The organism is Marinomonas alcarazii (assembly GCF_003208215.1).
Classification (GTDB): domain Bacteria; phylum Pseudomonadota; class Gammaproteobacteria; order Pseudomonadales; family Marinomonadaceae; genus Marinomonas; species Marinomonas alcarazii.
In genome coordinates this window covers 102,647-122,115 of record NZ_QKLW01000002.1, presented here as the reverse complement: position 1 = coordinate 122,115, position 19,469 = coordinate 102,647, and the positions used below count along the sequence as shown (strand labels likewise).

General features: G+C 43.5%; 20 protein-coding genes. 8 read left to right on the top strand and 12 right to left on the bottom strand.

The window, feature by feature from the left end; all coding sequences use genetic code 11:
- Window positions 1–24 precede the first annotated feature (24 nt).
- Genes DFP75_RS05450 through DFP75_RS05435 form a run of 4 tightly spaced genes read left to right on the top strand, consistent with a single transcriptional unit; the run spans window position 25 to window position 2,096 of the window.
- The gene (locus tag DFP75_RS05450; RefSeq protein WP_110574418.1) at window positions 25–729 is read left to right on the top strand and encodes a pseudouridine synthase; all 705 of its coding nucleotides are present in this window, start codon (window positions 25–27) and stop codon (window positions 727–729) included.
- A 19-nt stretch (window positions 730–748) separates the two neighbouring features.
- Window positions 749–1,663: an NAD-dependent epimerase/dehydratase family protein gene (locus DFP75_RS05445; RefSeq protein WP_110573073.1), complete on the top strand. Its 915-nt coding sequence runs from the start codon at window positions 749–751 to the stop codon at window positions 1,661–1,663.
- A gap of 32 nt (window positions 1,664–1,695) precedes the next feature.
- Complete coding sequence (locus tag DFP75_RS05440) at window positions 1,696–1,887, top strand: DUF3185 family protein (protein WP_110573071.1); 192 nt, start codon at window positions 1,696–1,698, stop codon at window positions 1,885–1,887.
- Window positions 1,884–2,096 carry an ASCH domain-containing protein gene (locus DFP75_RS05435; protein ID WP_245926987.1) on the top strand — a complete coding sequence of 71 codons (213 nt, stop codon included), beginning with the start codon at window positions 1,884–1,886 and terminating at the stop codon, window positions 2,094–2,096. Before DFP75_RS05440 ends, DFP75_RS05435 begins: the two co-directional genes overlap by 4 nt.
- Window positions 2,097–2,106: 10 nt before the next feature.
- On the opposite strand, the gene DFP75_RS05430 is transcribed toward DFP75_RS05435, so the two are convergent.
- On the bottom strand, window positions 2,107–2,868 hold the full coding sequence (locus DFP75_RS05430) for an EAL domain-containing protein (RefSeq protein WP_110573069.1): 762 nt from the start codon (window positions 2,866–2,868) through the stop codon (window positions 2,107–2,109).
- A 204-nt stretch (window positions 2,869–3,072) separates the two neighbouring features.
- On the opposite strand from DFP75_RS05430, the gene DFP75_RS05425 reads away from it, so the two are divergent.
- Window positions 3,073–3,732 (top strand): NADPH-dependent FMN reductase, encoded by a 660-nt coding sequence (locus DFP75_RS05425; RefSeq protein WP_110573067.1) that lies wholly within the window; start codon window positions 3,073–3,075, stop codon window positions 3,730–3,732.
- A 183-nt stretch (window positions 3,733–3,915) separates the two neighbouring features.
- The gene (locus DFP75_RS05420) at window positions 3,916–5,496 is read left to right on the top strand and encodes an L-lactate permease (protein WP_110573065.1); all 1,581 of its coding nucleotides are present in this window, start codon (window positions 3,916–3,918) and stop codon (window positions 5,494–5,496) included.
- A 118-nt stretch (window positions 5,497–5,614) separates the two neighbouring features.
- On the opposite strand, the gene DFP75_RS05415 is transcribed toward DFP75_RS05420, so the two are convergent.
- The 11 genes from DFP75_RS05415 to DFP75_RS05370 all read right to left on the bottom strand — a co-directional run bounded on the left by DFP75_RS05415 (window position 5,615) and on the right by DFP75_RS05370 (window position 17,127).
- Window positions 5,615–7,132, bottom strand: coding sequence for an alanine/glycine:cation symporter family protein (locus DFP75_RS05415; RefSeq protein ID WP_110573063.1), 1,518 nt, complete (start codon window positions 7,130–7,132; stop codon window positions 5,615–5,617).
- A gap of 323 nt (window positions 7,133–7,455) precedes the next feature.
- The gene (locus tag DFP75_RS18375) at window positions 7,456–7,626 is read right to left on the bottom strand and encodes a hypothetical protein (RefSeq protein ID WP_181416998.1); all 171 of its coding nucleotides are present in this window, start codon (window positions 7,624–7,626) and stop codon (window positions 7,456–7,458) included.
- A 10-nt stretch (window positions 7,627–7,636) separates the two neighbouring features.
- Window positions 7,637–8,593 (bottom strand): class I SAM-dependent methyltransferase, encoded by a 957-nt coding sequence (locus tag DFP75_RS05410; protein ID WP_110573061.1) that lies wholly within the window; start codon window positions 8,591–8,593, stop codon window positions 7,637–7,639.
- A 155-nt stretch (window positions 8,594–8,748) separates the two neighbouring features.
- Complete coding sequence (locus tag DFP75_RS05405) at window positions 8,749–10,140, bottom strand: PepSY-associated TM helix domain-containing protein (RefSeq protein ID WP_110573059.1); 1,392 nt, start codon at window positions 10,138–10,140, stop codon at window positions 8,749–8,751.
- A 143-nt stretch (window positions 10,141–10,283) separates the two neighbouring features.
- Complete coding sequence (locus tag DFP75_RS18775; protein WP_368073958.1) at window positions 10,284–10,697, bottom strand: DUF2946 domain-containing protein; 414 nt, start codon at window positions 10,695–10,697, stop codon at window positions 10,284–10,286.
- 108 nt (window positions 10,698–10,805) lie between these two features.
- Complete coding sequence (locus DFP75_RS05395; RefSeq protein WP_110573055.1) at window positions 10,806–11,174, bottom strand: DUF2750 domain-containing protein; 369 nt, start codon at window positions 11,172–11,174, stop codon at window positions 10,806–10,808.
- 106 nt (window positions 11,175–11,280) lie between these two features.
- Entirely contained in the window at window positions 11,281–12,288 is a 1,008-nt protein-coding gene (locus DFP75_RS05390) for an adenosine deaminase (RefSeq protein ID WP_110573053.1), read from the bottom strand.
- Between the two features lie 153 nt (window positions 12,289–12,441).
- On the bottom strand, window positions 12,442–13,509 hold the full coding sequence (locus DFP75_RS05385; protein ID WP_110573051.1) for a BMP family ABC transporter substrate-binding protein: 1,068 nt from the start codon (window positions 13,507–13,509) through the stop codon (window positions 12,442–12,444).
- A gap of 55 nt (window positions 13,510–13,564) precedes the next feature.
- Window positions 13,565–14,497 carry an ABC transporter permease gene (locus DFP75_RS05380; protein ID WP_110573050.1) on the bottom strand — a complete coding sequence of 311 codons (933 nt, stop codon included), beginning with the start codon at window positions 14,495–14,497 and terminating at the stop codon, window positions 13,565–13,567.
- A 9-nt stretch (window positions 14,498–14,506) separates the two neighbouring features.
- A complete protein-coding gene (locus tag DFP75_RS05375) occupies window positions 14,507–15,574 on the bottom strand; it encodes an ABC transporter permease (RefSeq protein ID WP_110573048.1) in 1,068 nt (355 codons plus the stop codon).
- On the bottom strand, window positions 15,571–17,127 hold the full coding sequence (locus DFP75_RS05370) for an ABC transporter ATP-binding protein (RefSeq protein ID WP_110573046.1): 1,557 nt from the start codon (window positions 17,125–17,127) through the stop codon (window positions 15,571–15,573). Before DFP75_RS05370 ends, DFP75_RS05375 begins: the two co-directional genes overlap by 4 nt.
- 467 nt (window positions 17,128–17,594) lie before the next feature.
- On the opposite strand from DFP75_RS05370, the gene DFP75_RS05365 reads away from it, so the two are divergent.
- On the top strand, window positions 17,595–18,692 hold the full coding sequence (locus DFP75_RS05365; RefSeq protein ID WP_110573044.1) for a GGDEF domain-containing protein: 1,098 nt from the start codon (window positions 17,595–17,597) through the stop codon (window positions 18,690–18,692).
- 104 nt (window positions 18,693–18,796) lie between these two features.
- Window positions 18,797–19,468, top strand: a complete 672-nt coding sequence (locus DFP75_RS05360) for a TIGR01621 family pseudouridine synthase (protein WP_110573042.1) — start codon at window positions 18,797–18,799, stop codon at window positions 19,466–19,468.
- Window position 19,469 lies beyond the last annotated feature (1 nt).

Below are 19,469 nucleotides of genomic sequence, written 5' to 3'. Positions count from 1 at the left end.
TTTCACTATTTAATGTTGTCTGTTATGCGCCTTGATAAGTTTGTTTGTAAAAGCACAGAACTGACCAGAGAAGAAGCGACGCGATATATTCACTCTGGTGCTGTTGTCGTAAATGGTGAGGTGCTGACAAATGAAGCGGCTCAAGTGCATGAAAACAATCTTGTATTGTTAAATGGTATTAGGCTAAAAGCGCGTGATTTTCGCTACATCATGATGCACAAACCAGCCGGTACTGTGTGTTCGAATATCGATGAAATGTACCCATCTCTGTTTCATTATTTAGACGTTGATAAGGTTTCTGAACTGCATATTGCGGGGCGTTTGGACGCTGATACAACGGGCTTGGTGTTGATCACCGATGACGGTCGTTGGTCTTTCCATATTACACAACCCACGAATGATTGCGGCAAAGTGTATCGAGTTCAATTGTCTAAAGCCATTCCAGCAGAGCAGAGTGTCGATCTGGTGGCTCAGTTCAATCAAGGGCTGCAATTGCAAGGTGAGACAGGTTTAACTCGTCCTGCCAAATTAGACATTATTGCACCAAGAGAAGTCCTTTTAACCATCACCGAAGGCAAATTTCATCAGGTTAAGCGTATGTTTGCCGCCGTTGGCAATCGAGTTGTAGCATTGCACAGAGAGCGAATAGGTGACGTTTTTTTAGACCTTGGTATCGGACAATGGCGCTATTTATCTAAGAATGAAGTAGAGTCTTTCAATAATAATTAAAATTCATGGAGGTGAGTGTATGACAGCAAAGCGTGTTTTGTTTACAGGTGGATCCGGGAAAGCAGGAAAACATGCGGTTGCGTATCTACTGGAGCAGGGCTATCGAGTCTTGAACCTTGACCTGACGCCATTAGATCATCCGCAGGTAGATAATCTTATTGCCGATATCACGGATTCTGGTCAAATGTTTAATGCCATGACTTCATACGCTGGTTTTGACGAGTTAGAGCCGGGTACCGGTGTGCCTAAATTTGATGCGGTTGTGCATTTTGCGGCGGTGCCAAGAATCTTAATTAATCCAGATAATGAAACCTTCCGTGTAAATACCATAGGGACTTATAACGTCATCGAAGCGGCGGTGAAGCTTGGTATTAAGAAAGTCATTATTGCCTCGTCCGAGACGACTTACGGTATTTGCTTTTCAGACGGTGAAACTAACCCCCACTCTTTACCCTTAGAAGAAGATTACGACGTCGACCCGATGGACAGTTACGGTTTGTCTAAAGTGGTGAATGAAAAGACGGCACGCAGTTTCCAACGTCGCTCAGGGATTGATATTTACGCGTTGCGTATTGGCAATGTGATTGAACCGCATGAATACGCGTCGCTGTTTCCGCATTATTTTGAGCATCCTGAAGTGCGTCGTCGCAACGCGTTTTGTTATATCGATGCGCGTGATCTTGGGCAAATCGTCGATTTGTGTTTGCAAAAAGACGGTTTAGGCTTTCAAGTCTTTAATGCCGGTAACGATCACAATGGTGCCATTATCCCAACAAAAGAGTTAGCCGAACGTTTTTTTCCTAAGGTGCCATTTACTCGTGAAATGGGTGAGCATGAAGCCTTGTTTTCGAACCGTAAAATTCGTGAAGTATTGGGCTTTAAAGAACAACATAATTGGCGAAAGTATGTTCAACTACCAAATGCTAATGTTTAGCTATTTTTGAATGATCACCCCTTGGAGTCGATATGAATAATAAAATCATTGGTATTATTTTGGTTGTTGCTGGTGCAGCTTTGGCGGTATGGGGCTATAACATCTACGATGCGGCTAGCTCACAAGTGACACGGGCAATAAGTGGCGAGACACCCGTAGAAGCTTGGATCGGGATGGTGGGTGGTGTTGCTTGTGTATTAGTGGGTCTAACGAGGTTGAAGTGAATGCTGAAAAATATACGCCTTTTAGTGCTGACTACTACTGTGATGTTAGTGCAGAGTTCGCTGCCGCTGAAGGTGAGGGTGATAAAACCTTGGCTTGGTGGCGAGAAGCACACTGGGCATTTTTCTCTGCTGAATGTGAGGAACTAGGTATTGAGCCAACGGAAGATATGCTGCTGGTTTTAGAGCGCTTCAAGGTTGTTTATCAATAAATATTGTTAGCTAGTCCCAGTTGATTTCAGCAAGCGATTCAAAGCTTGGTCGAGCAAAATAGTAGCCTTGGAAAAGATGAATGCCCATATCTCGTAATGTGTGGTATTCAGCTTGTGTTTCAACGCCTTCGGCGACAACAACCATGTTGAGCTCGTTAAATAGGTTCACTAAGTTTCTTACGATGATTTGGCGTTTTTTGTCTTGGTCTATGTTCTTAATCAGCGCAATATCAATTTTGGTGATGTCCGTTTTTAGATCAGCAAGTTGGTTAAGGCCGTTAAATCCAGAGCCGAAATCATCCATTGCGGTTAGGAATCCTTGTTGCTGATAATGCAAGATGATGGATTCTAAATGTTTGCTGTCTGTGATTTGTTCGTTTTCAGTGAATTCGAAAATGATTTTTTCTTTTGGAAATTGGTACTCTTCCGCCGCGTTTAATGTGGTTCTTATGCATAGTTCTGGTTTGTAAACCGCATTAGGTAAGAAGTTAATACTGAGAAAACTGTCTTTATAAATGCCCAGTTCCGCAGCTAACTTGATGGCTTTCACGCGGCAGCTTTGATCGAAGCGATAGCGATTGCTTTCATTGACGTTTTGAAAAACATGAAATGCGCCTTCTTGATTTAAGCCGCGAACAAGGGCTTCTTGTGCAAACACGGTTTTGGTTTGGCTATTAATAATCGGCTGAAACGCCATAGTGAAGTCAAATCCTAAATCGCATCCAGTTGAACATTCTGCACAGCCAAGTTTTCGAAAGTCCTTTTGTATCATATTGCGGTTCTCTGTGTGATTCGTTTGGTGAGTAGAGGGGAGTCAGGTATTTCTTTGCTACTTTATTCTCTACTGCAATGATTTGTATAGATTAAACGATAGAGGTTTCATCCCAAATTTACCAGTGTAGAGTTTTGTATTTCACTGGGTATTGTAGGATGTTACAGAAAATACATTTTGATAATTCGTATCGGGTGAGCATTTATGAAGGTTTTAATCTTTCTTGGAACAGTTAGAAACAGTACGCCTCCGCGACCCGCTAGATTAGGTGAGAGGGTTGCTAAAGCATGCTTGGCGGCTTTTAACGCTCTGCATGTCGATCATGAGATTGAGCTGGTGGATGCGTTGGATTATCCGTTGGAACCTGTTTTTAAGCCGCATTTTTCTTACTCAAAAAGTCAGGTCCCAGAAAAACTGGATGCATTGGCTAAGAAAATTGCATCGGCCGATGGTTATATTATGGTGAGTCCTGAATACAATCATTCAATGAGCCCGGCGTTGGCTAACTTGCTTAATCATTTTGGCAGTTCTTTATTTTCATATAAGCCTAGCGCTATTGTGACTTATTCAGCGGGCCAATGGGGTGGAATGCGCGCTGCGATTGGTATGCGAACATTTTTGTCGGAATTAGGTTGTTTGCCGGTATCGTCGATGATTCATGTACCGAAAGCACAAAATGTCTTTTCTGAGGATGGGGATTTAGTAGACGGTGAAGATCAAAACGAGTGGCTTGGCTATTTTGGTCGTACGTTGAATCAATTAGTTTGGTGGGCACAGGCGTCTGCTTGTTATAAAGAACAAGTTGACCCACACAGTTTGGCTCCTGCTTTTACCAAAGACCCTGGTCAAAGGAATGCTCCATAGAAAAGGCTTATTTATTAAGATGTTTTACCGGTTATTTGCTTGATTTTATTTGCTTTCATGGCTGATTCACATCAATAAATAAAACCTCTTAAAAGTGTAAACTGACAAGGGGAAGTTGCTTGTTTTCTAATAGGTTTTCTTATGGCGCAGCGAGACATCAGACATTATTGAGCAAGGAAAAGCATGAATACCATTTTGTCAGCGTTACCGATTTTACTTTTGATTTGGGCGATGACAAAGCGGAATGCCGTGCCTTCGCACATAGCCTTGCCTGCTGTTGCTGTTTTGGTTGCCTGTATTCAGTTGGTGTTTTTTCAGGCTGATGTGGGGTTGTTAAGCGCCAATATAATCGCTGGGGCTTTGTCTGTACTAACGCCTATTTCTATTGTTGCAGGTGCAATTTTATTAAACAGGGTGATGTTTTTTTCTGGTGCGGAAGCACAACTCAGCCAATGGTTAAAAAGCATCAGCTCAAATAAAGTCGCGCAACTGATGATCATAGGTTGGGCCTTTGCTTTTATGATCGAAGGGGCGTCTGGTTTTGGTACTCCAGCCGCCATCGCTGCGCCTATATTGGTTGGGTTGGGATTCCCCGCTATCCCTGTGGCTATTTTTACCTTGGCGATGAATACAGTCCCTGTGTCCTTTGGGGCGGTGGGAACACCAATCTGGTTTGGTTTGTCTGGGCTGTCATTATCCGACATGCAGCTTATGGAAATCGCTAAACAAACCGCGTTACTTAATAGCTTGGCCGCTTTAGTTGTTCCTTTTATCGCTTTGTCTTTTGTGGTGGCATGGCGAGATATTCGTCAAAACGCCTTGTTTATTTTACTCAGTATTGTGTCTTGTACAGCGCCTTATGTGCTGTTTGCTCAATGGAACTATGAATTCCCTTCGTTAATTGGCGGCGCTATTGGCTTGGCTTTAAGTGTTTTGTTGGCAAAGCAGGGGATTGGCTTAAGGGAAACCGCTGAAACTGGTCCATCTGGTAACGCGATGACGATGAAATCGGTGATGAGGGTTTTCCTGCCTTTCGCTTTGCTGATTAGTATTCTTATCGTGACGCGTATTCCTCAATTGGGGTTGAAGGCATTACTTAATGATATGACGCCTTGGTTAACTTGGCGTTTGGGTGATGCGGGTTTTGAAGTGAGTCGAGCCTTGGTATTTAGTATTAATAATATCTTGGGTATGGAGGTGAGTTGGCAATATAAAAGCCTGTATGTGCCTGCAGCGATTCCTTTTCTTGTCGTTTCATTGGTTTGTATTCCTTTGTTTGGTATGTCGCGAGAGCTTGTTGTGGCCTCTATACGGGACACTGGCCAGCGTTTGTTTCTGCCTATGCTTTCGCTAATAGGTGCCTTGGTGATGGTTAATCTGATGATGCAAGGTGGTCATCAAGCTCCTATGTTGTTATTGGCTCAGGCTTTTGCTGAGTTACTGGGTGACAGTTGGAGTTATGCCGCTGCCCTTCTGGGGGCGCTTGGGTCTTTCTTTTCAGGCTCGGCCACTGTATCAAATTTAACCTTTGGCGGGATTCAGTTGGGTATCGCGGAGAAGGTTGGCCTGCCAGTTAGTCTGGTGCTGGCTTTGCAATCAGCGGGAGCGGCCATGGGTAATATGGTGTGCATTAATAATATTATTGCTGTATCGACGATTCTGGGAGTAAGCAATAAAGAGGGCTTTATTATTAAGCGGACTATTATTCCATTATTAGCTTATGGGCTGGTGGCAGCTTTGTTCTCTGTCATAAGTCTTTATTGAGAGTGCATGGTGCTACTGGGGAATTCAAAGGTTCTTCAGTGTGCAGAAATAAAAAAGGGTTAGCTTTAATAAGCTAACCCTTTTTTATTTCAAATATTGTTACTTCAAAGTGTTGAGATTATTTGTTTTCCGACGCTTTTTCAGCTTGTTGCTTGTCGTAACGTTTTTCCCAGAACTCTGCGCCTTTGATGCCAAGCGCTTTCGGGTTAAAAGTATACTCTGTTACGCCAGCAGCTTTCTGATCTTCGTAATCGCGCAATGCCTTCATTGTAGGTTTTGCCATGAAGAAAATCATGAGAATACCCACGATGTTTAGCCAAGCCATTAGACCAACACCAACATCACCTAGGTTCCAGATGTAACCTGCAGTGTTAACCGTACCGTAAGCTACCATGAACATGATAAGCAGTTTTACGAAGGTTAGTGACACATTGATATTCAGTGCACGGCGTAGGTAAGCAACATTGGTTTCAGCAATGTAGTAGTACGCAAGGATCGTGGTGAAGGCGAAGAAGAACAACGCAACACCGACAAAGATAGGACCTGAATGACCAAATACACTTGCCAATGCCATTTGAGTAAAGGCTGGTGAAGCAATGATAGTAGACGGATCAACGTTTTGTACGATGAACTGACCATCAGGCAAAGAACCTTGAATGTTGTACTGCTGAGTAATTAGGATCATCAAGGCTGTTGCTGTACAGATGAATAGTGTATCAACGTATACAGAGAAGGCTTGAACTAGACCTTGCTGTGCAGGGTGTTGAACTTCTGCCGCAGCGGCTGCGTGAGGGCCTGTACCTTGACCTGCTTCGTTTGAGTAAACACCGCGTTTTACACCCCAACCGATTGCCGCGCCAAAACCTGCTTGTGCAGTAAAGGCATCAGAAAAGATCATGCCGAAAATGCCAGGCACTTTGTCTATGTTTAGGAAGACAACGATCAAAGCCATCACAATGTAACCAATCGCCATAAATGGCACGATGATTTGCGTGAAGTTTGCAATTCGTTTGATGCCACCGAAGATGATGAATGCCAAAACGACCAAGATCACAGCGAGGGCAACCAATTTGGTAGAGCCAACATCACCGAAAGAGCTAGAGACAATAACGCCTTCACCGAAGATTTGCGTTACAGCATTACCAACAGAGTTTGCTTGAATGCCGGGTAGGAAAACGCCACAGGCAATAATGGAAGACAAAGCAAACAAGACACCCAACCAACGCCAGCCTAGGCAACGTTCGAAGTAATACGCTGGACCACCACGGTATTGACCGTTTTCGCTGACTTTATAAAGTTGGCCTAAAGTGGATTCTGCATAAGCTGTGCTTGCGCCCAAGAAGGCAACAACCCACATCCAGAAAACAGCACCTGGACCACCAAAACCAATGGCAGCAGCGACACCTGCAATATTACCAGTACCAACGCGACCGGATAGTGATACGGCCAATGCTTGGAAAGACGAAATACCTTTGTCTGAATCGTTTGAATTGAACAATAGTGAGCACATTTCTTTGAAATGACGTACTTGAGCAAAACGTGTCAGTATTGAGTAGAACAAGCCAGCACCTAAACATAGGTATATTAAGGCAGGGCTCCAAATGACTCCATTTAAGAAATCAATGAATGCTTGCATAGATAGTGTCCTCGATAAGAATGGCTCCTAGAGCCTTATTAGTTGTTTTATTGGTACTAAAGTGCAGCGGTAGTAGATATGGCCGCGATTACTTTGCAGAATGTTACTAATTGAAATGTAAATTGCGCATAAAAAGTGCACCGTAGTGGGGCAAATTTAGCATGAAAAAGAAATGAGATCTATTTGTATGTTTGTAATAAGAGAGCGAATTGATAAAAAATAATGGCGGATTTGTTGCTTTACAGCCTTATGCTGCTTTTCTAGGAAAGGTAATGGGCTTTTGCTAGAGAAAGGCAGCCAGACATAGCTGCCTTGTCTTTAGATTAGTCTTTCTTTTCGATGGTGACTTCTAATGTTTTGCTGCCGCCAGCAAACCATTTTTGGACGTAAAGTGTGCCCATGATAGGCGCTTTTCCTTCTTCAGGTATTTCTTGATAGCGCACACTGTTCTTGGTTTCTTTTTCGTATTCAAACGTGACGATGGTTTTTGACATCTTAGCTTCCTTAATTTATTGCATTATCAGGTGTTTTTTGAAATATGAGCGCCTTTAGGCCGCTTTCGAGATCAATATCCATAAATTCAGGTGGATTATCCAGCCGATATTGAAATTCAAGTGTGGGGGCCTCTTCACGCATGCCATCAATCAAAAATTGCGCCGGGATACTTGGGTCATTGACGCAAGCCAGCACTTGACCATTTTCTGTTAGTAACTCAGGCAAGCGACGCAGAATCTTTTGGTAATCTTTCGTTAGAGCAAAGCTACCGCGCTGAAAGGTGGGTGGATCAATAACAATGAGATCATATTGACCATATTTTTTAATTTTACCCCAGGATTTAAAAATATCATGGGCGAAGAATTTAACCCTGTTCAAGTCATGCTGGTTTAAGCGGTGGTTTTCTCGACCTCGGCTTAACACGGCCTTAGCCATGTCTAAGTTAACGACAAAATCGGCACCACCGCTTATTGCGGCGACAGAAAAGCCACAGGTGTAAGCAAACAGGTTGAGAACCCGTTTGTCTTGGCTGTTTTCTTTCACCCAACGGCGACCGTATCTCATGTCTAAGAAAAGGCCAGAGTTTTGGTTTTTTCCAAGGTCTAATTGAAAGAGAAGGCCTTCTTCATTGACCACTTGCTGTTCTTGATAATTTCCCCACAGACATTCTGTTGGACTGCGCTCTCGGCTGCGGTGTTGGAGTAGGATAGATTGCACCTTATGGTCGTTCCATTCTGTTCGAACAGTCCAATTGATAATTTCTTTATTTAATTTATCTAATTCTTCTACAGACGGTTCTTTAAAAAGAGATACGAGTATTTGCCCTTCCAGCCAGTCTGCCGTGATTTGCTCTAGGTTAGGAAAGCAGCGACCTCGTCCATGGAAAAGCCTCTTAGCGCCACTTGGTTGCTGCGCGAGCTGGTTAAAAACGTGATCAGTTAACACGGTGAGAGCTTGTGGGGTCATAAGATAGTATTTGATGGTAATGAAATGAGTGGCATATTTTACCGATTACAGGGCGAGAGGCCAGAAGAAAGCCAAAAGAATGAAGGAATTAGAGAGGTGATATGAAATTGAAGGGTTCACCGAGCTGAGAAAACAGCCCGGTGAAGTTTTAATTGTTATTGGTACTTCCAGCGAACGACATCAATTAGTAAGAAAACTAATAAGCTGACGCCCATCACCGGCATGCTGATGCCCAGAGCAATAGCGATAATTAGGGTCAGTGTCTTCTGTAAAGTAGACAGTTTAGACCAGGTCTGTAGCAGTGGTTTAGAAGTCGACCCAGCCTGTGGGCGACGAATCCACCACATCTTGTAGCCTAAGATGATCATAAAGCAAAGGGAGAGCCCAAAAAGGGTAAGAATGATCTGGTTAATTACCCCAAACAAAACGCCCATATGCGCATCGATGCCCCAGCGAATCAGCTTAGCAACAAGAGGGAAGTTGGCAAAGTCTGCACGACTCGTTACTGTCATGGTGCTGGCATCTACTGCCACACTGTCTACCTGAGTCGGCCATGAGCGATCTATTTCACTGACTCGCCATGCTTTGTCTTTTGTGGATGAGGGTCTGATTTCCAACTTATTCGCATCAATGCCAGCATCTCTTGCTGCTTTTAGAACACCATCAAACAGTATGTCGACATTTTCAAACTTTTCAGTGATGTGTTTCTTTGCCGTCATAGGATGATGGCTTGCATGATTTGGGTGATCTTCGTGCATATTGGAGCCAGCATGGTGGTTCACGTTGGCGGTAAGATCTTGGTTAACCGATGGTGTTACCCAGCCGATGCTTGAGCGCAATGTGCTAATGTTTGCGCCAGCCCATTTTGACCAAGTTAAGCCAGTAATTGAAACAAACACAAGACCAATAAAAAGGCACAAGCCCACTTGGTAATGTTTGCGGCGTTTGCGTAGATGGCTGGTTCTGTTGGCAAATTCAGCTTTATTTTTCTTACCACCTTTGTACCACAAGAAAAGCCCTCCCAGTGCCGCTATCCAAAGCCAAGAGGCTGCCAGTTCGCTGTAGTAGCGTCCCGCTTCGCCCAAAAGTAGCTGACGATGCATAAAGTCTAGGGTTGTTCTAAAGGGCAGTATGCCGCTTGTGCCATAGACAGGCAGATTGCCTTTTATCTCTAGTGTTACGGGGTCTACAAACAGTGCTCTTGCACCGGAAAGCTGAGCTTCTTTATCAAGAAACATAACGCGTGTGGTGTCGCCTTGTTCAGGTGCGGGTCGAACAGCGAATAAGGTCAGGTCACTTGTTAACTGTGATTTTGCAGCGGCAATTTGCTCGGCAAGAGGTTTGCTTTCTCCCTTACTTTGCGTTGTCAGGACGTCTTTATAAAGGACGTTCTCAAGTTGTGGAGTGATGACATAAATAGTGCCAGTGAGGGCGGCTACAAAGATAAATGGCCCAATAAAAAGGCCGATGTAAAAATGCAGTCGCGTAATTAGTAGCAACATAGCATTAGAAGAAGACTCTGAGGTCTTATTTGGTTTGATCGACATGTTGATTACTCGTTTCATAGAAAAGGACTAGGTAACGCCTCTGAGCGTGAAATCTCACTTTTCTGAAATATAAAAGGCGCACGCAAAATGATCGGCTTAAGTCGAGTCCGATTTGGCGTGTCATTGTTTTGTTGTTGGTTGTGTTAGCTCATAAGGGCCGGTGGTGCCCTAGGCAGGAGGGAAGGAAAAGTTAGATGATGCTTGTGCGAAAGGGTCTTTGTTGTGATGTGTGGGTAGCGAATGTGTTCTAGGGGGATTAGCTCAACGTTTTTTGCGTCTATCCAGTTTAAGTGGAAGAGTAGAGAGCAATAGCCACAGGCTTCTAGTAAGTTGGCGCTTTCGCCGTGTCCGTGATGACCATGGTGGCTAATATGTGCTGAGCTTACCTGTGTGTTGCTTGCTTGCTCTGAAAGCATTTTTGCATGGTTGTGCCCTGACATAGCCATACTTTCCATCGACATTTGTATCGTGGTTGGTTGGGGTGAAAGGGCGTTGCTTATTTGGGAGAAGAGAGGGCCAAAGTAAATAAGAAAAACAGCAAGCAAAGAAGCGCACACAGCAAGTTGTGTGCGTTTGTTTCGGTGGCCTTTTAATAGTCGACCCTTTTTAACTGGGGTTTTTAATTGAAAGTGCAAAGCGTGTTTGTCTTAAGTTGGCGTTCTGGCTTAACCTTGTAGGTCTGCAGCATGTTCTTCAGCGGAAGAAACGATGCATTCGCCAGCTAGGTTTGGAGCGACACCAACAGAGAAGCCATCATTTTGCATGCCTGGCAGCCACTTCTCAGCCCAGTCGGCAGCGTTAATTTCTAGGCTATTGAATCCTTGGTAATCTTTCTCGCCCCAAGCGGTTGCTAGGGTTTCCGCAGGCCAAATCGGTAGTACTTTATCGCTACCAAGATCAATGATTAAACAGCCTTCTGCGTCCGCCAGCGTCCATACAGATGCACCTTTCTTCACGAGGTTTAAAACGTGCTCATAGCGGTCGCTGCTAGGTAAACGATAGAAGGTATCATCAAGAAGGATTGTGTTTGACATGGAGGCGGCTCAGTTAGGTAATATAAAAAATGGCATCTTACCACATTGACTAAAAAGAGTGACTAATTCGAACACTTATTGTCATCAATGTGGTGGATAAAATGCTTTATGCAAATAGGCTGTTTAATTGCTTTAAATGCTGTTCTTTGTGATGTTCTTCCATCCAGCTGCCGGTAATGCCATTTTTAGCGAGTTGAAATAGTTCCTCTTTACTAATGCCAGTGTCATTAATCAAAGATGTGTAGTTATCGTTCATGTAACCGCCGAAATAAGCTGGATCATCAGAATTGACGGTAGCGTTTAGCCCAAGTTTCAGCATGCTTCTAATAGGGTGATCTTTCATGTCATTGACGACGCACAGTTTTAAATTAGAAAGTGGGCAAACCGTCAGAGTTAAATTACGCTCTTTTATCGTATCGATAAGCTTATCGTCTTCTAACGCTCTATTGCCGTGATCAATTCTGTCAACGCCAATTTGATCTATGGCCTGCCAAACGTATTCTGGTGGACCTTCTTCACCTGCATGCGCGGTTACTTTTAAGCCGAGTTTTTTGCAGGCTTCAAAAACGCGTAAGAATTTTTCTGGTGGATGTCCGACTTCAGAGCTGTCTAATCCAACACCATCAATCCAACTAAGGTAAGGTTTTGCTTGTTCAAGAGTGTCAAAAGCACTTTCTTCACTGAGGTGTCGTAGGAAGGACATAATGAGTTTGGATGTCATTCCCCATTTTTTCTCTGCATCTTGCAAGGCGTTGTAAATGCCTCGAATTTGGACGTCAAAACTGACTCCTCGAGATAAGTGGCCTTGTGGATCAAAGAAAATCTCTACGTGTACGACGTTTTCACTGTTTACTTTTTCCAAATAGGCCATGGTAAGGTCATAAAAGTCGGCTTCGTGAAGCAGGACAGACATGCCTTGGTAATAAAGGTCTAAAAAATCTTGTAGGTTAGTGAATTGGTAGGCCGCCTTTAAAGCATCTACTGTACTGTACTTTAGTTTGACATTATTTCGTTGAGCTATGGCAAACATCTGTTCTGGCTCAAAGGTGCCTTCAATGTGGAGATGAAGTTCTGTTTTGGGCATTTTCTTTGATAGTTCGATTAGATTGTCCATAGATTACCTTTCGTTGCTTTGCCTTTGATTCTTAAATATAGCGATAAAACCTGAGTTGAAAAAGAATGGTTGGCTGTGTTTAAGAATAGCGATTAGAAAAAAACGGCAGAATATACAGCCAGCGGGGCTGGCTGTATATAAGCATGGTAGGTCTTAACGAGGAATTTCGTCAGTAATGCCCTCAACGTACCAATTTACTTGGGCAAGCTCGACATCTGTTAAAGAGTGATTGGCAGGTACAGCGATGTTGCCTTTGTTATCTTTAATTGGTCCTGTGAAGGGTTTAAATTCACCGGATTTGATAGCCGAGTAAGTTTCATCAATTTTAGTGCGTACCGCGGCAGGAAGATTTGGGTTAATAGAGGCTAGAGACAACATGTCTTCATGGAAGCCGCCCCAGAAATCTTTAGAGTCCCATGTGCCATCCATAACGGCTTGTACTCGTTTAATGTAGTATGGAGCCCAGTCATCACGAACAGAGAAAATGTGTGCGTTTGGCGCAAATTTACTCTGATCTGAAGCTTGGCCAATGGCACGCAAGCCACGTTTTTCTGCCGCAATCAGCGGTGCAGGGCTGTCGGTGTGTTGTAGCATGACATCTACACCTTGGTCCATTAACGCGTTAGCAGCGTCCGTTTCTTTACCTGGATCATACCAAGTATTCGCCCAAACAATTTTCATCTTCACATCAGGGTTAACACTTTTGGCGCCCATGTAAGCCGCGTTGATATCGCGGATAACTTCAGGGATTGGGAAGGATCCGATATAACCAATGGTATTGGTTTTGGTCATCATGCCCGCAGCAACACCTGAAACATAACGGCCTTCGTAAGTGCGAAGAACGTAAGTCCCTAAGTTTTTAGAAAGTTTGTAGCCAGTCGCGTGTTCAAACTTCACGTTAGGGAAGCGTTTGGCCACTTTCACGGTTGGGTTCATGAAACCAAAAGACGTTGTGAAGATAAGGTCATTGCCGGCTTTTGCTAGTTGCGTGATAACACGCTCGGCATCAGCCCCTTCAGGCACGTTTTCAACGTAAGTGGTTTTTACTTTATCGCCAAAATATTCTTCTATGCCTTTACGTCCTCTATCGTGTTCGTAACTCCAACCTAAGTCACCTACGGGACCAACATAGACAAAACCTACTTTTAGTGGATCATCAGCTTGGACAAAGCTTGCTCCCGCTAAAAGCCCTAAACTTACTAAGATACTTTTAAGTTTCATTGCTTGCTCCTTTTGTGCCCGAAGGCATTTTATTTATGGTATTAACTCTTTTCGCTTAAGCCATTTGTCTTGGGTCGAAGGTTTTCCCTAAGGACCTAGGGGCCAATAATTTTTCTTTAAACTTATCCGCGCTTATGATCACCATGACGATTACGGTGGCGACATAAGGCAGCATTGCCAGTAGGTTTGGCGAAATTGACCAACCTAACCCTTGAAGTACTAAATGCATAATGCTTGCCACACCGAAGAGGTAGGCACCCAGCATGATTCTGCCGATACGCCACGATGCAAAGACGACTAAGGCAAGCGCTATCCAGCCGCGTCCTGCTGTCATGTTTTCTACCCACATAGGTGTATAAACAAGCGACATATAGGCGCCAGAAATGCCCGCCATTACACCGCCAAACATAACCGCTAGATAACGCACTCTTAGCACTTTTATGCCAATGGCATTGGCTGCGTGCGGGTTTTCACCGACCGCGGTTAAGGTTAGGCCAATGCGTGTTTTGTAGACCACAAACATAAGAATAAAGGTCATGGCAAAAGAGGTGTAAACCAATATGTCATGGCTAAAGAGAATGCGACCTATAAACGGAATGTCTGATAGCAGTGGGATGGCAATGGGTTGAAAGCCTTGAATGGTTTGACCTACCACGCCAGAGCCAATGAAAGCACTTAATCCCGTACCGAAAATGGTTAAAGCCAGTCCTGTCGCGACTTGATTTGCGCCTAGGTGCAGAACAAGGACGGCGAAAATTAAGCTCATTATGCAACCCATTATCATGGCTGCGAGAACGCCTAAACCAGCACTTCCAGTGCCATAGGCCGCTAGAAAGCCAACCACGGCGCCCATTAGCATCATGCCTTCTTGGCCTAGATTTAAGATACCTGATTTTTCACAAATGACCTCGCCTAGAGCAATAAAAAGCAACGGGGTGCCGGTTTTTACAGCGGCAAACAATATTTGTACGATTAGATCTGAGTCCAAAATAGTCTCCTAGTTTGTCGCTTGATTGGAAAAGGCGAGTCGGTTGTTAATAAAAAAGTCACACGCTAAAAGGAAAAACAATAAAACGCCTTGGAACATGCTTACTACGGCAACGGGAATGCCCATTTCGATTTGTGCTAAATCTCCACCCATGTAAAGAACCGCCATGAACACGGCGGCTAAAATAGCGCCAAGTGGGTGTAACCGTCCTAGATACGCCACAATGATGGCGGAATAGCCGTAGCCAGGGGAGACGTTAGGCACTAGCTGGCCAATGGGGCCTGTGGTTTCACTGACACCCGCTAAACCCGCTAACGCACCAGCAAATAACATCACCATCCAGCTTAATTTTTTACCACTAAAGCCTGCGTATTTGGCTGCCGGTTCATCGGAGCCAAAAACTCGTATCTGAAAGCCAAGATGAGATTTACTCAAAATAAACCAAGCGATAAACGCGGATATGACGGCAAACGCGACACCAAGGTGTATACGGCTGCTTTCAAATAGCGTTGGTAAAAGCGTGGCATCGGCAAACATTGCTGATTCGGGAAAGCCAAAGCCTTGCGGGTCACGCAATGGACCATGGACCGCCCAAATAAGAAGATACAGGCCAATGTAGTTAAACATGATGGTGGTTAATATTAAGTTTGAGTTAAAGCGCAGCTTTAGGTAGGTGGGAATGGCTGCCCAGAGCATGCCGGATACTATCCCTGCTAATAAAGTTACTGGTAGGGCAAAGAGGGAGTTGGAATCGCCAAAGTAAAGCGCCATTGCTGAGCCACCGAGTGCGCCTGCTAATAACTGTCCTTCTGCACCAATGTTCCATAAATTAGCTCGATAACATAAAGATAGGCCGACAGCACAGAGCAGAAGAGGCCCCATTTTGACAAACATTTCACCTATATTGTAACTGTCCGCCAGTGGTGCGATTAACAAGACATGCAATGCTTGTGTCGGTGATTTGCCGATGGCAGAGAAAAGAACGCAACCGAACACCAAGGTTAGTGCAATAGCAAGGAGCGGTGAAGCAATCTTCATTAGTGAGCTTGGCTCAGTACGAGCTTGGATATGAATCATGCTGTTGTCTCCTGTTTGTTAGAGACTGACGCATTGCCTATAAAGGTGCCTGCCATCCATTGTCCTATTTGATCTATGTTGGTGTTTTCGGTTTTCACAACAGGGGATAAATACCCGTCGCATACCGCTGCCATTCGGTCGGCCAGTAAAAATAATTCGTCTATGTCTTCTGAAATCAGCAAGATGGCTGCGCCTTTATCTCGCAGTTCTAATAGGGCTTGGTGAATGGCGAGAGCTGCGCCTACATCGACGCCCCAAGTAGGGTGGGCACAGATCAATACTTTAGGGTTCTGTCCAATTTCTCGTCCCATAATGAATTTTTGTAAGTTGCCGCCACTCAGGCTTTTTGCTTCTGAAAATTCACCGTGGCATTTCACTTTATATTTTGCGATCAGTTTGCTGGTGTAGTCTTTGATGCTTGGCCAGTCGACTAGACCATTTTTGATGAAGCCTTCGCTGTGAGTTAGCAGGGTGTTTTCAGTTAAGCTCATGTCTGGAACTGCGCCTCGACCTAAACGTTCTTCTGGAACGTATGCCATGCCAAGCTTTCGACGCTCGCCAGCATGTAAGTGACTAATGTCTGCGCCATCAAGTGAGATGCTGTTGTTCACTGTGCGTTCATCTTCGCCGCTAATAATGGCCATCAATTCGTCTTGACCATTGCCTGCAACGCCAGCAATGCCGAGAATTTCACCTGACTTTAATTCGAAACTAAGGTTTTTAAGCGCCGTGCCAAAAGGCTGTTTGGCTGGTAGAGATAAGTCTTCAATATTAAAAATGCTTACCGTGCCTTCTTTTTTTGCATAGCCCGCATCTTGTTCGGCAAGGTCGCCTACCATCATTTTTGCGATAGAGGCCGGTGTTTCATCTTGTGGTATGCAGGTATCAACGACTTTACCGCCTCGTAAAATGGTGGCTTTATGGCAAATTTCTGTGACTTCATGAAGTTTGTGGCTGATAAACAAAATGCTGCAACCTTCATTAGAAAGTGTACGTAGAACGTCAAATAGGCCTGATACTTCTTGGGGGGTTAGTACGGAGGTTGGTTCGTCCAGGATGAGTAGTTTTACGGATTGAACTAGGCAGCGCATTATTTCAACACGTTGTCTTTCGCCTATTGAGAGTGAATGTACATAACGGCTTGGTTTTACGTTTAAACCATATTCTTCAGAGAGTTTGGTGATTCTTTCCCCTAAATCTCCGATTTCATTTAATTGCGCCTTGCTTAAGCATAATTCGATATTTTGACTAACGGTTAAGGTTTCGAACAATGAGAAATGCTGAAACACCATCCCAATGCCGAGGTCACGAGCAACGGAGGGTGATTTGATAGATACTTCTTTTCCATTCCAAATGATGTCTCCTTTGTCTGGGGCGACAACACCATAAATGGTTTTGACCAAGGTGCTTTTCCCTGCTCCATTTTCTCCCAGTAGAGCGTGAATTTCTCCTGGCATGAGGGTGAGGCTTACATTGTCGTTAGCAAGGCAACCAGGGTATTGCTTGGTGATGTTTGTTAACTCAAGGCGTGATACCAAATTGTATTTTTTCAATGTACTAACACCTTATTTTTTGAATGATTAAAAAACATTAAAGTGGTCGTAACCAATAATGATATTAGGGGTGGAGTGCACTGTTTTTGCTCTTTATCTGCTTTATTTTGGGGCATTGTTTGGCTTTTTTAGTAATGTTTGACCGATCAGTTAATGTTTTGCCTTTTTGCTATTAATAGCTATCAAGTTTCATGCCAATGAATGTGTTGTTTGGTACTGTGCTTGGGGGGCGTAAAATAATAGAGGGTCATTCGTGCTGTTTTTGACATCATCTTAAAATACGCTGTTAAACTCAAGCGATAAGCTTCTTACTTGGCTTAATTTATAGAAAAAACGAACGCTTTTCTGTAAAGTACGCTTTTTAGCCTGCACATTATAGAAATCTGTTTTTTTTGTACGTATTGGGTGATGAATACCGCGGTTTAATCGTAATTTTAATTATTGCAGACAAATAGATACGGAGAGTTGTGTTTTCATCGGTAAAGCAATTCATAAATGCGCTTTTGCATATTAATTTTGAGGATGAGTTTGAAAATGACCTCAATCAAAAGCACGTAGTAAACTTCTCTTACATGATCTTTTGTGTGGGCTGTTTGTTATTGATTGCTGTATTTACCTTTCGCCAGATGTACTCTGTTACCATCCTTTCTAGTTTAAGTTTACTGATGGCCTTAGTCGGTCTTAGGTATAATTTAATTGGGCATTTTTTCAAAGCGCAAATCTTGATGCCTATTATTAAGATCGCCCAAACAGCCATTCTCAGTTTATTTTATTTTGGTACAGCCAGTGGTTTTCATTGGTTCTTTATCAGTGTGATTGCTTATGCATTTGTTGTTTTTAGAACAGATCGGCAAGCCGTTAAATATTGGGTTGTTGGTATCTCATTGGCGTTATTTTTAGTTTGTGAATTGACTCACACTAATGGCTTGTATCTTAGTTCAGCAGACCAAGAGTTATCTATTGTTTTGGTATTCTTTGCGGTCACCTTTAATTTTGCCATGGTGATCAACCTTGTCATCAGTCGTTTGAAGTCGGTTAATCACCATTTACGTATTCTTGCTGAAAAAGATGAACTGACGGGCTTGTCTAACCGTCGCAAGGTGCTGGCTGATGCCGTTAATATTTTTGCGGACTCAGTGATCAATAGAGAATCTTGTGTATTCTGTATCGTGGATTTGGATCACTTTAAAAAGATAAATGACACCTTTGGTCATGAAGCGGGTGATCTTGTGCTGGCGAAAGTGTCGGCAATGATGGCCTCAGTGATCCGCCTCCAAGATGAAATTGGTCGTTACGGCGGTGAAGAGTTCATTGTTATTATGCGTTCCACTGGTATAAAAGAAGCAACTGAAATGATGGAGCATATGAGGCAGTCAGTAGAAGATATGCTCATCGAAACGGAAAACGGCATTGTTATTCCTGTTACAATTAGTATTGGTTTGGCTGGAATAGATCCTAGTGTTTCTCGCTATGAGGAGATTTTGGCACAAGCTGATAAAGGTCTTTATGTCGCTAAGCGTAGTGGTCGAAATCGTCTTTCGGTACAATCAGACTATCAACATTAGATTAAATTTACTTCTCTGTATTGACATATGAGTTGTCCACTTTCTCTGTGGATAAACTTGTTGGCTAATCAATTTTTTCTTTATTTTTTCGTGATGAGGCTCATTTGCTTCCTATATTGTTTCGTTGTGATGATTATTGGGTGATAGATAAGCCCGCTGGTATGAGTTTTCATTCTGAGTCCGAAGAGATGGGCGTTATGCGTTCTTTGTCTGCTTCGTACCCTGAGCAAACGTTTTATCCTGTACATCGATTGGATAAAATGACCTCAGGTCTGTTGATTGTGGCGTGTCATGCAAAAGCGGCGGCCGAGTTCGGTAGGATGTTTGAGAAGCATGAAGTTGAGAAGCGCTACTTAGCGTTATCAAATCGTAAGCCTAGAAAAAAACAAGGTATGATCGCTGGTGGTATGTCACCCAGTAGAAGAGGTCAGTGGAAGCTGACTAAAGATGGAGAAAATATGGCTGTTACTCAGTTTTTTTCTTCATTTTATCAAGGTGTTAGGGTTTTTATAGTACGGCCTTTAACGGGGAAAACTCACCAAATTCGTGTAGCATTGAAAAGTATTGGTTCACCAATTTTAGGCGACGATAGATACGGTGGGGAATCGTCGGATAGGGGTTATCTTCATGCTTATAGATTGCAATTTGATTGGCATGGAGAAGATAAGGTTTATGTTTGTAAGCCAAATACAGGGGCGTTGTTTTCGCCAGATTTAGGGGATTTTGTGACTGCTCAGTTTGATGAGTCTTTATTGAAATGGCCCTCTAAAAAATAAT

Excerpts from the sequence above, each read along its gene's own strand:
- DFP75_RS05450 (WP_110574418.1), top strand. The coding sequence starts at position 25 with ATGCGCCTTGATAAGTTTGTTTGTAAAAGCACAGAACTGACCAGAGAA.
- DFP75_RS05445 (WP_110573073.1), top strand. The coding sequence starts at position 749 with ATGACAGCAAAGCGTGTTTTGTTTACAGGTGGATCCGGGAAAGCAGGA.
- DFP75_RS05440 (WP_110573071.1), top strand. The coding sequence starts at position 1,696 with ATGAATAATAAAATCATTGGTATTATTTTGGTTGTTGCTGGTGCAGCT.
- DFP75_RS05430 (WP_110573069.1), bottom strand. The coding sequence starts at position 2,868 with ATGATACAAAAGGACTTTCGAAAACTTGGCTGTGCAGAATGTTCAACT.
- DFP75_RS05425 (WP_110573067.1), top strand. The coding sequence starts at position 3,073 with ATGAAGGTTTTAATCTTTCTTGGAACAGTTAGAAACAGTACGCCTCCG.
- DFP75_RS05420 (WP_110573065.1), top strand. The coding sequence starts at position 3,916 with ATGAATACCATTTTGTCAGCGTTACCGATTTTACTTTTGATTTGGGCG.
- DFP75_RS05415 (WP_110573063.1), bottom strand. The coding sequence starts at position 7,132 with ATGCAAGCATTCATTGATTTCTTAAATGGAGTCATTTGGAGCCCTGCC.
- DFP75_RS18375 (WP_181416998.1), bottom strand. The coding sequence starts at position 7,626 with ATGTCAAAAACCATCGTCACGTTTGAATACGAAAAAGAAACCAAGAAC.
- DFP75_RS05410 (WP_110573061.1), bottom strand. The coding sequence starts at position 8,593 with ATGACCCCACAAGCTCTCACCGTGTTAACTGATCACGTTTTTAACCAG.
- DFP75_RS05405 (WP_110573059.1), bottom strand. The coding sequence starts at position 10,140 with ATGTCGATCAAACCAAATAAGACCTCAGAGTCTTCTTCTAATGCTATG.
- DFP75_RS05395 (WP_110573055.1), bottom strand. The coding sequence starts at position 11,174 with ATGTCAAACACAATCCTTCTTGATGATACCTTCTATCGTTTACCTAGC.
- DFP75_RS05390 (WP_110573053.1), bottom strand. The coding sequence starts at position 12,288 with ATGGACAATCTAATCGAACTATCAAAGAAAATGCCCAAAACAGAACTT.
- DFP75_RS05385 (WP_110573051.1), bottom strand. The coding sequence starts at position 13,509 with ATGAAACTTAAAAGTATCTTAGTAAGTTTAGGGCTTTTAGCGGGAGCA.
- DFP75_RS05375 (WP_110573048.1), bottom strand. The coding sequence starts at position 15,574 with ATGATTCATATCCAAGCTCGTACTGAGCCAAGCTCACTAATGAAGATT.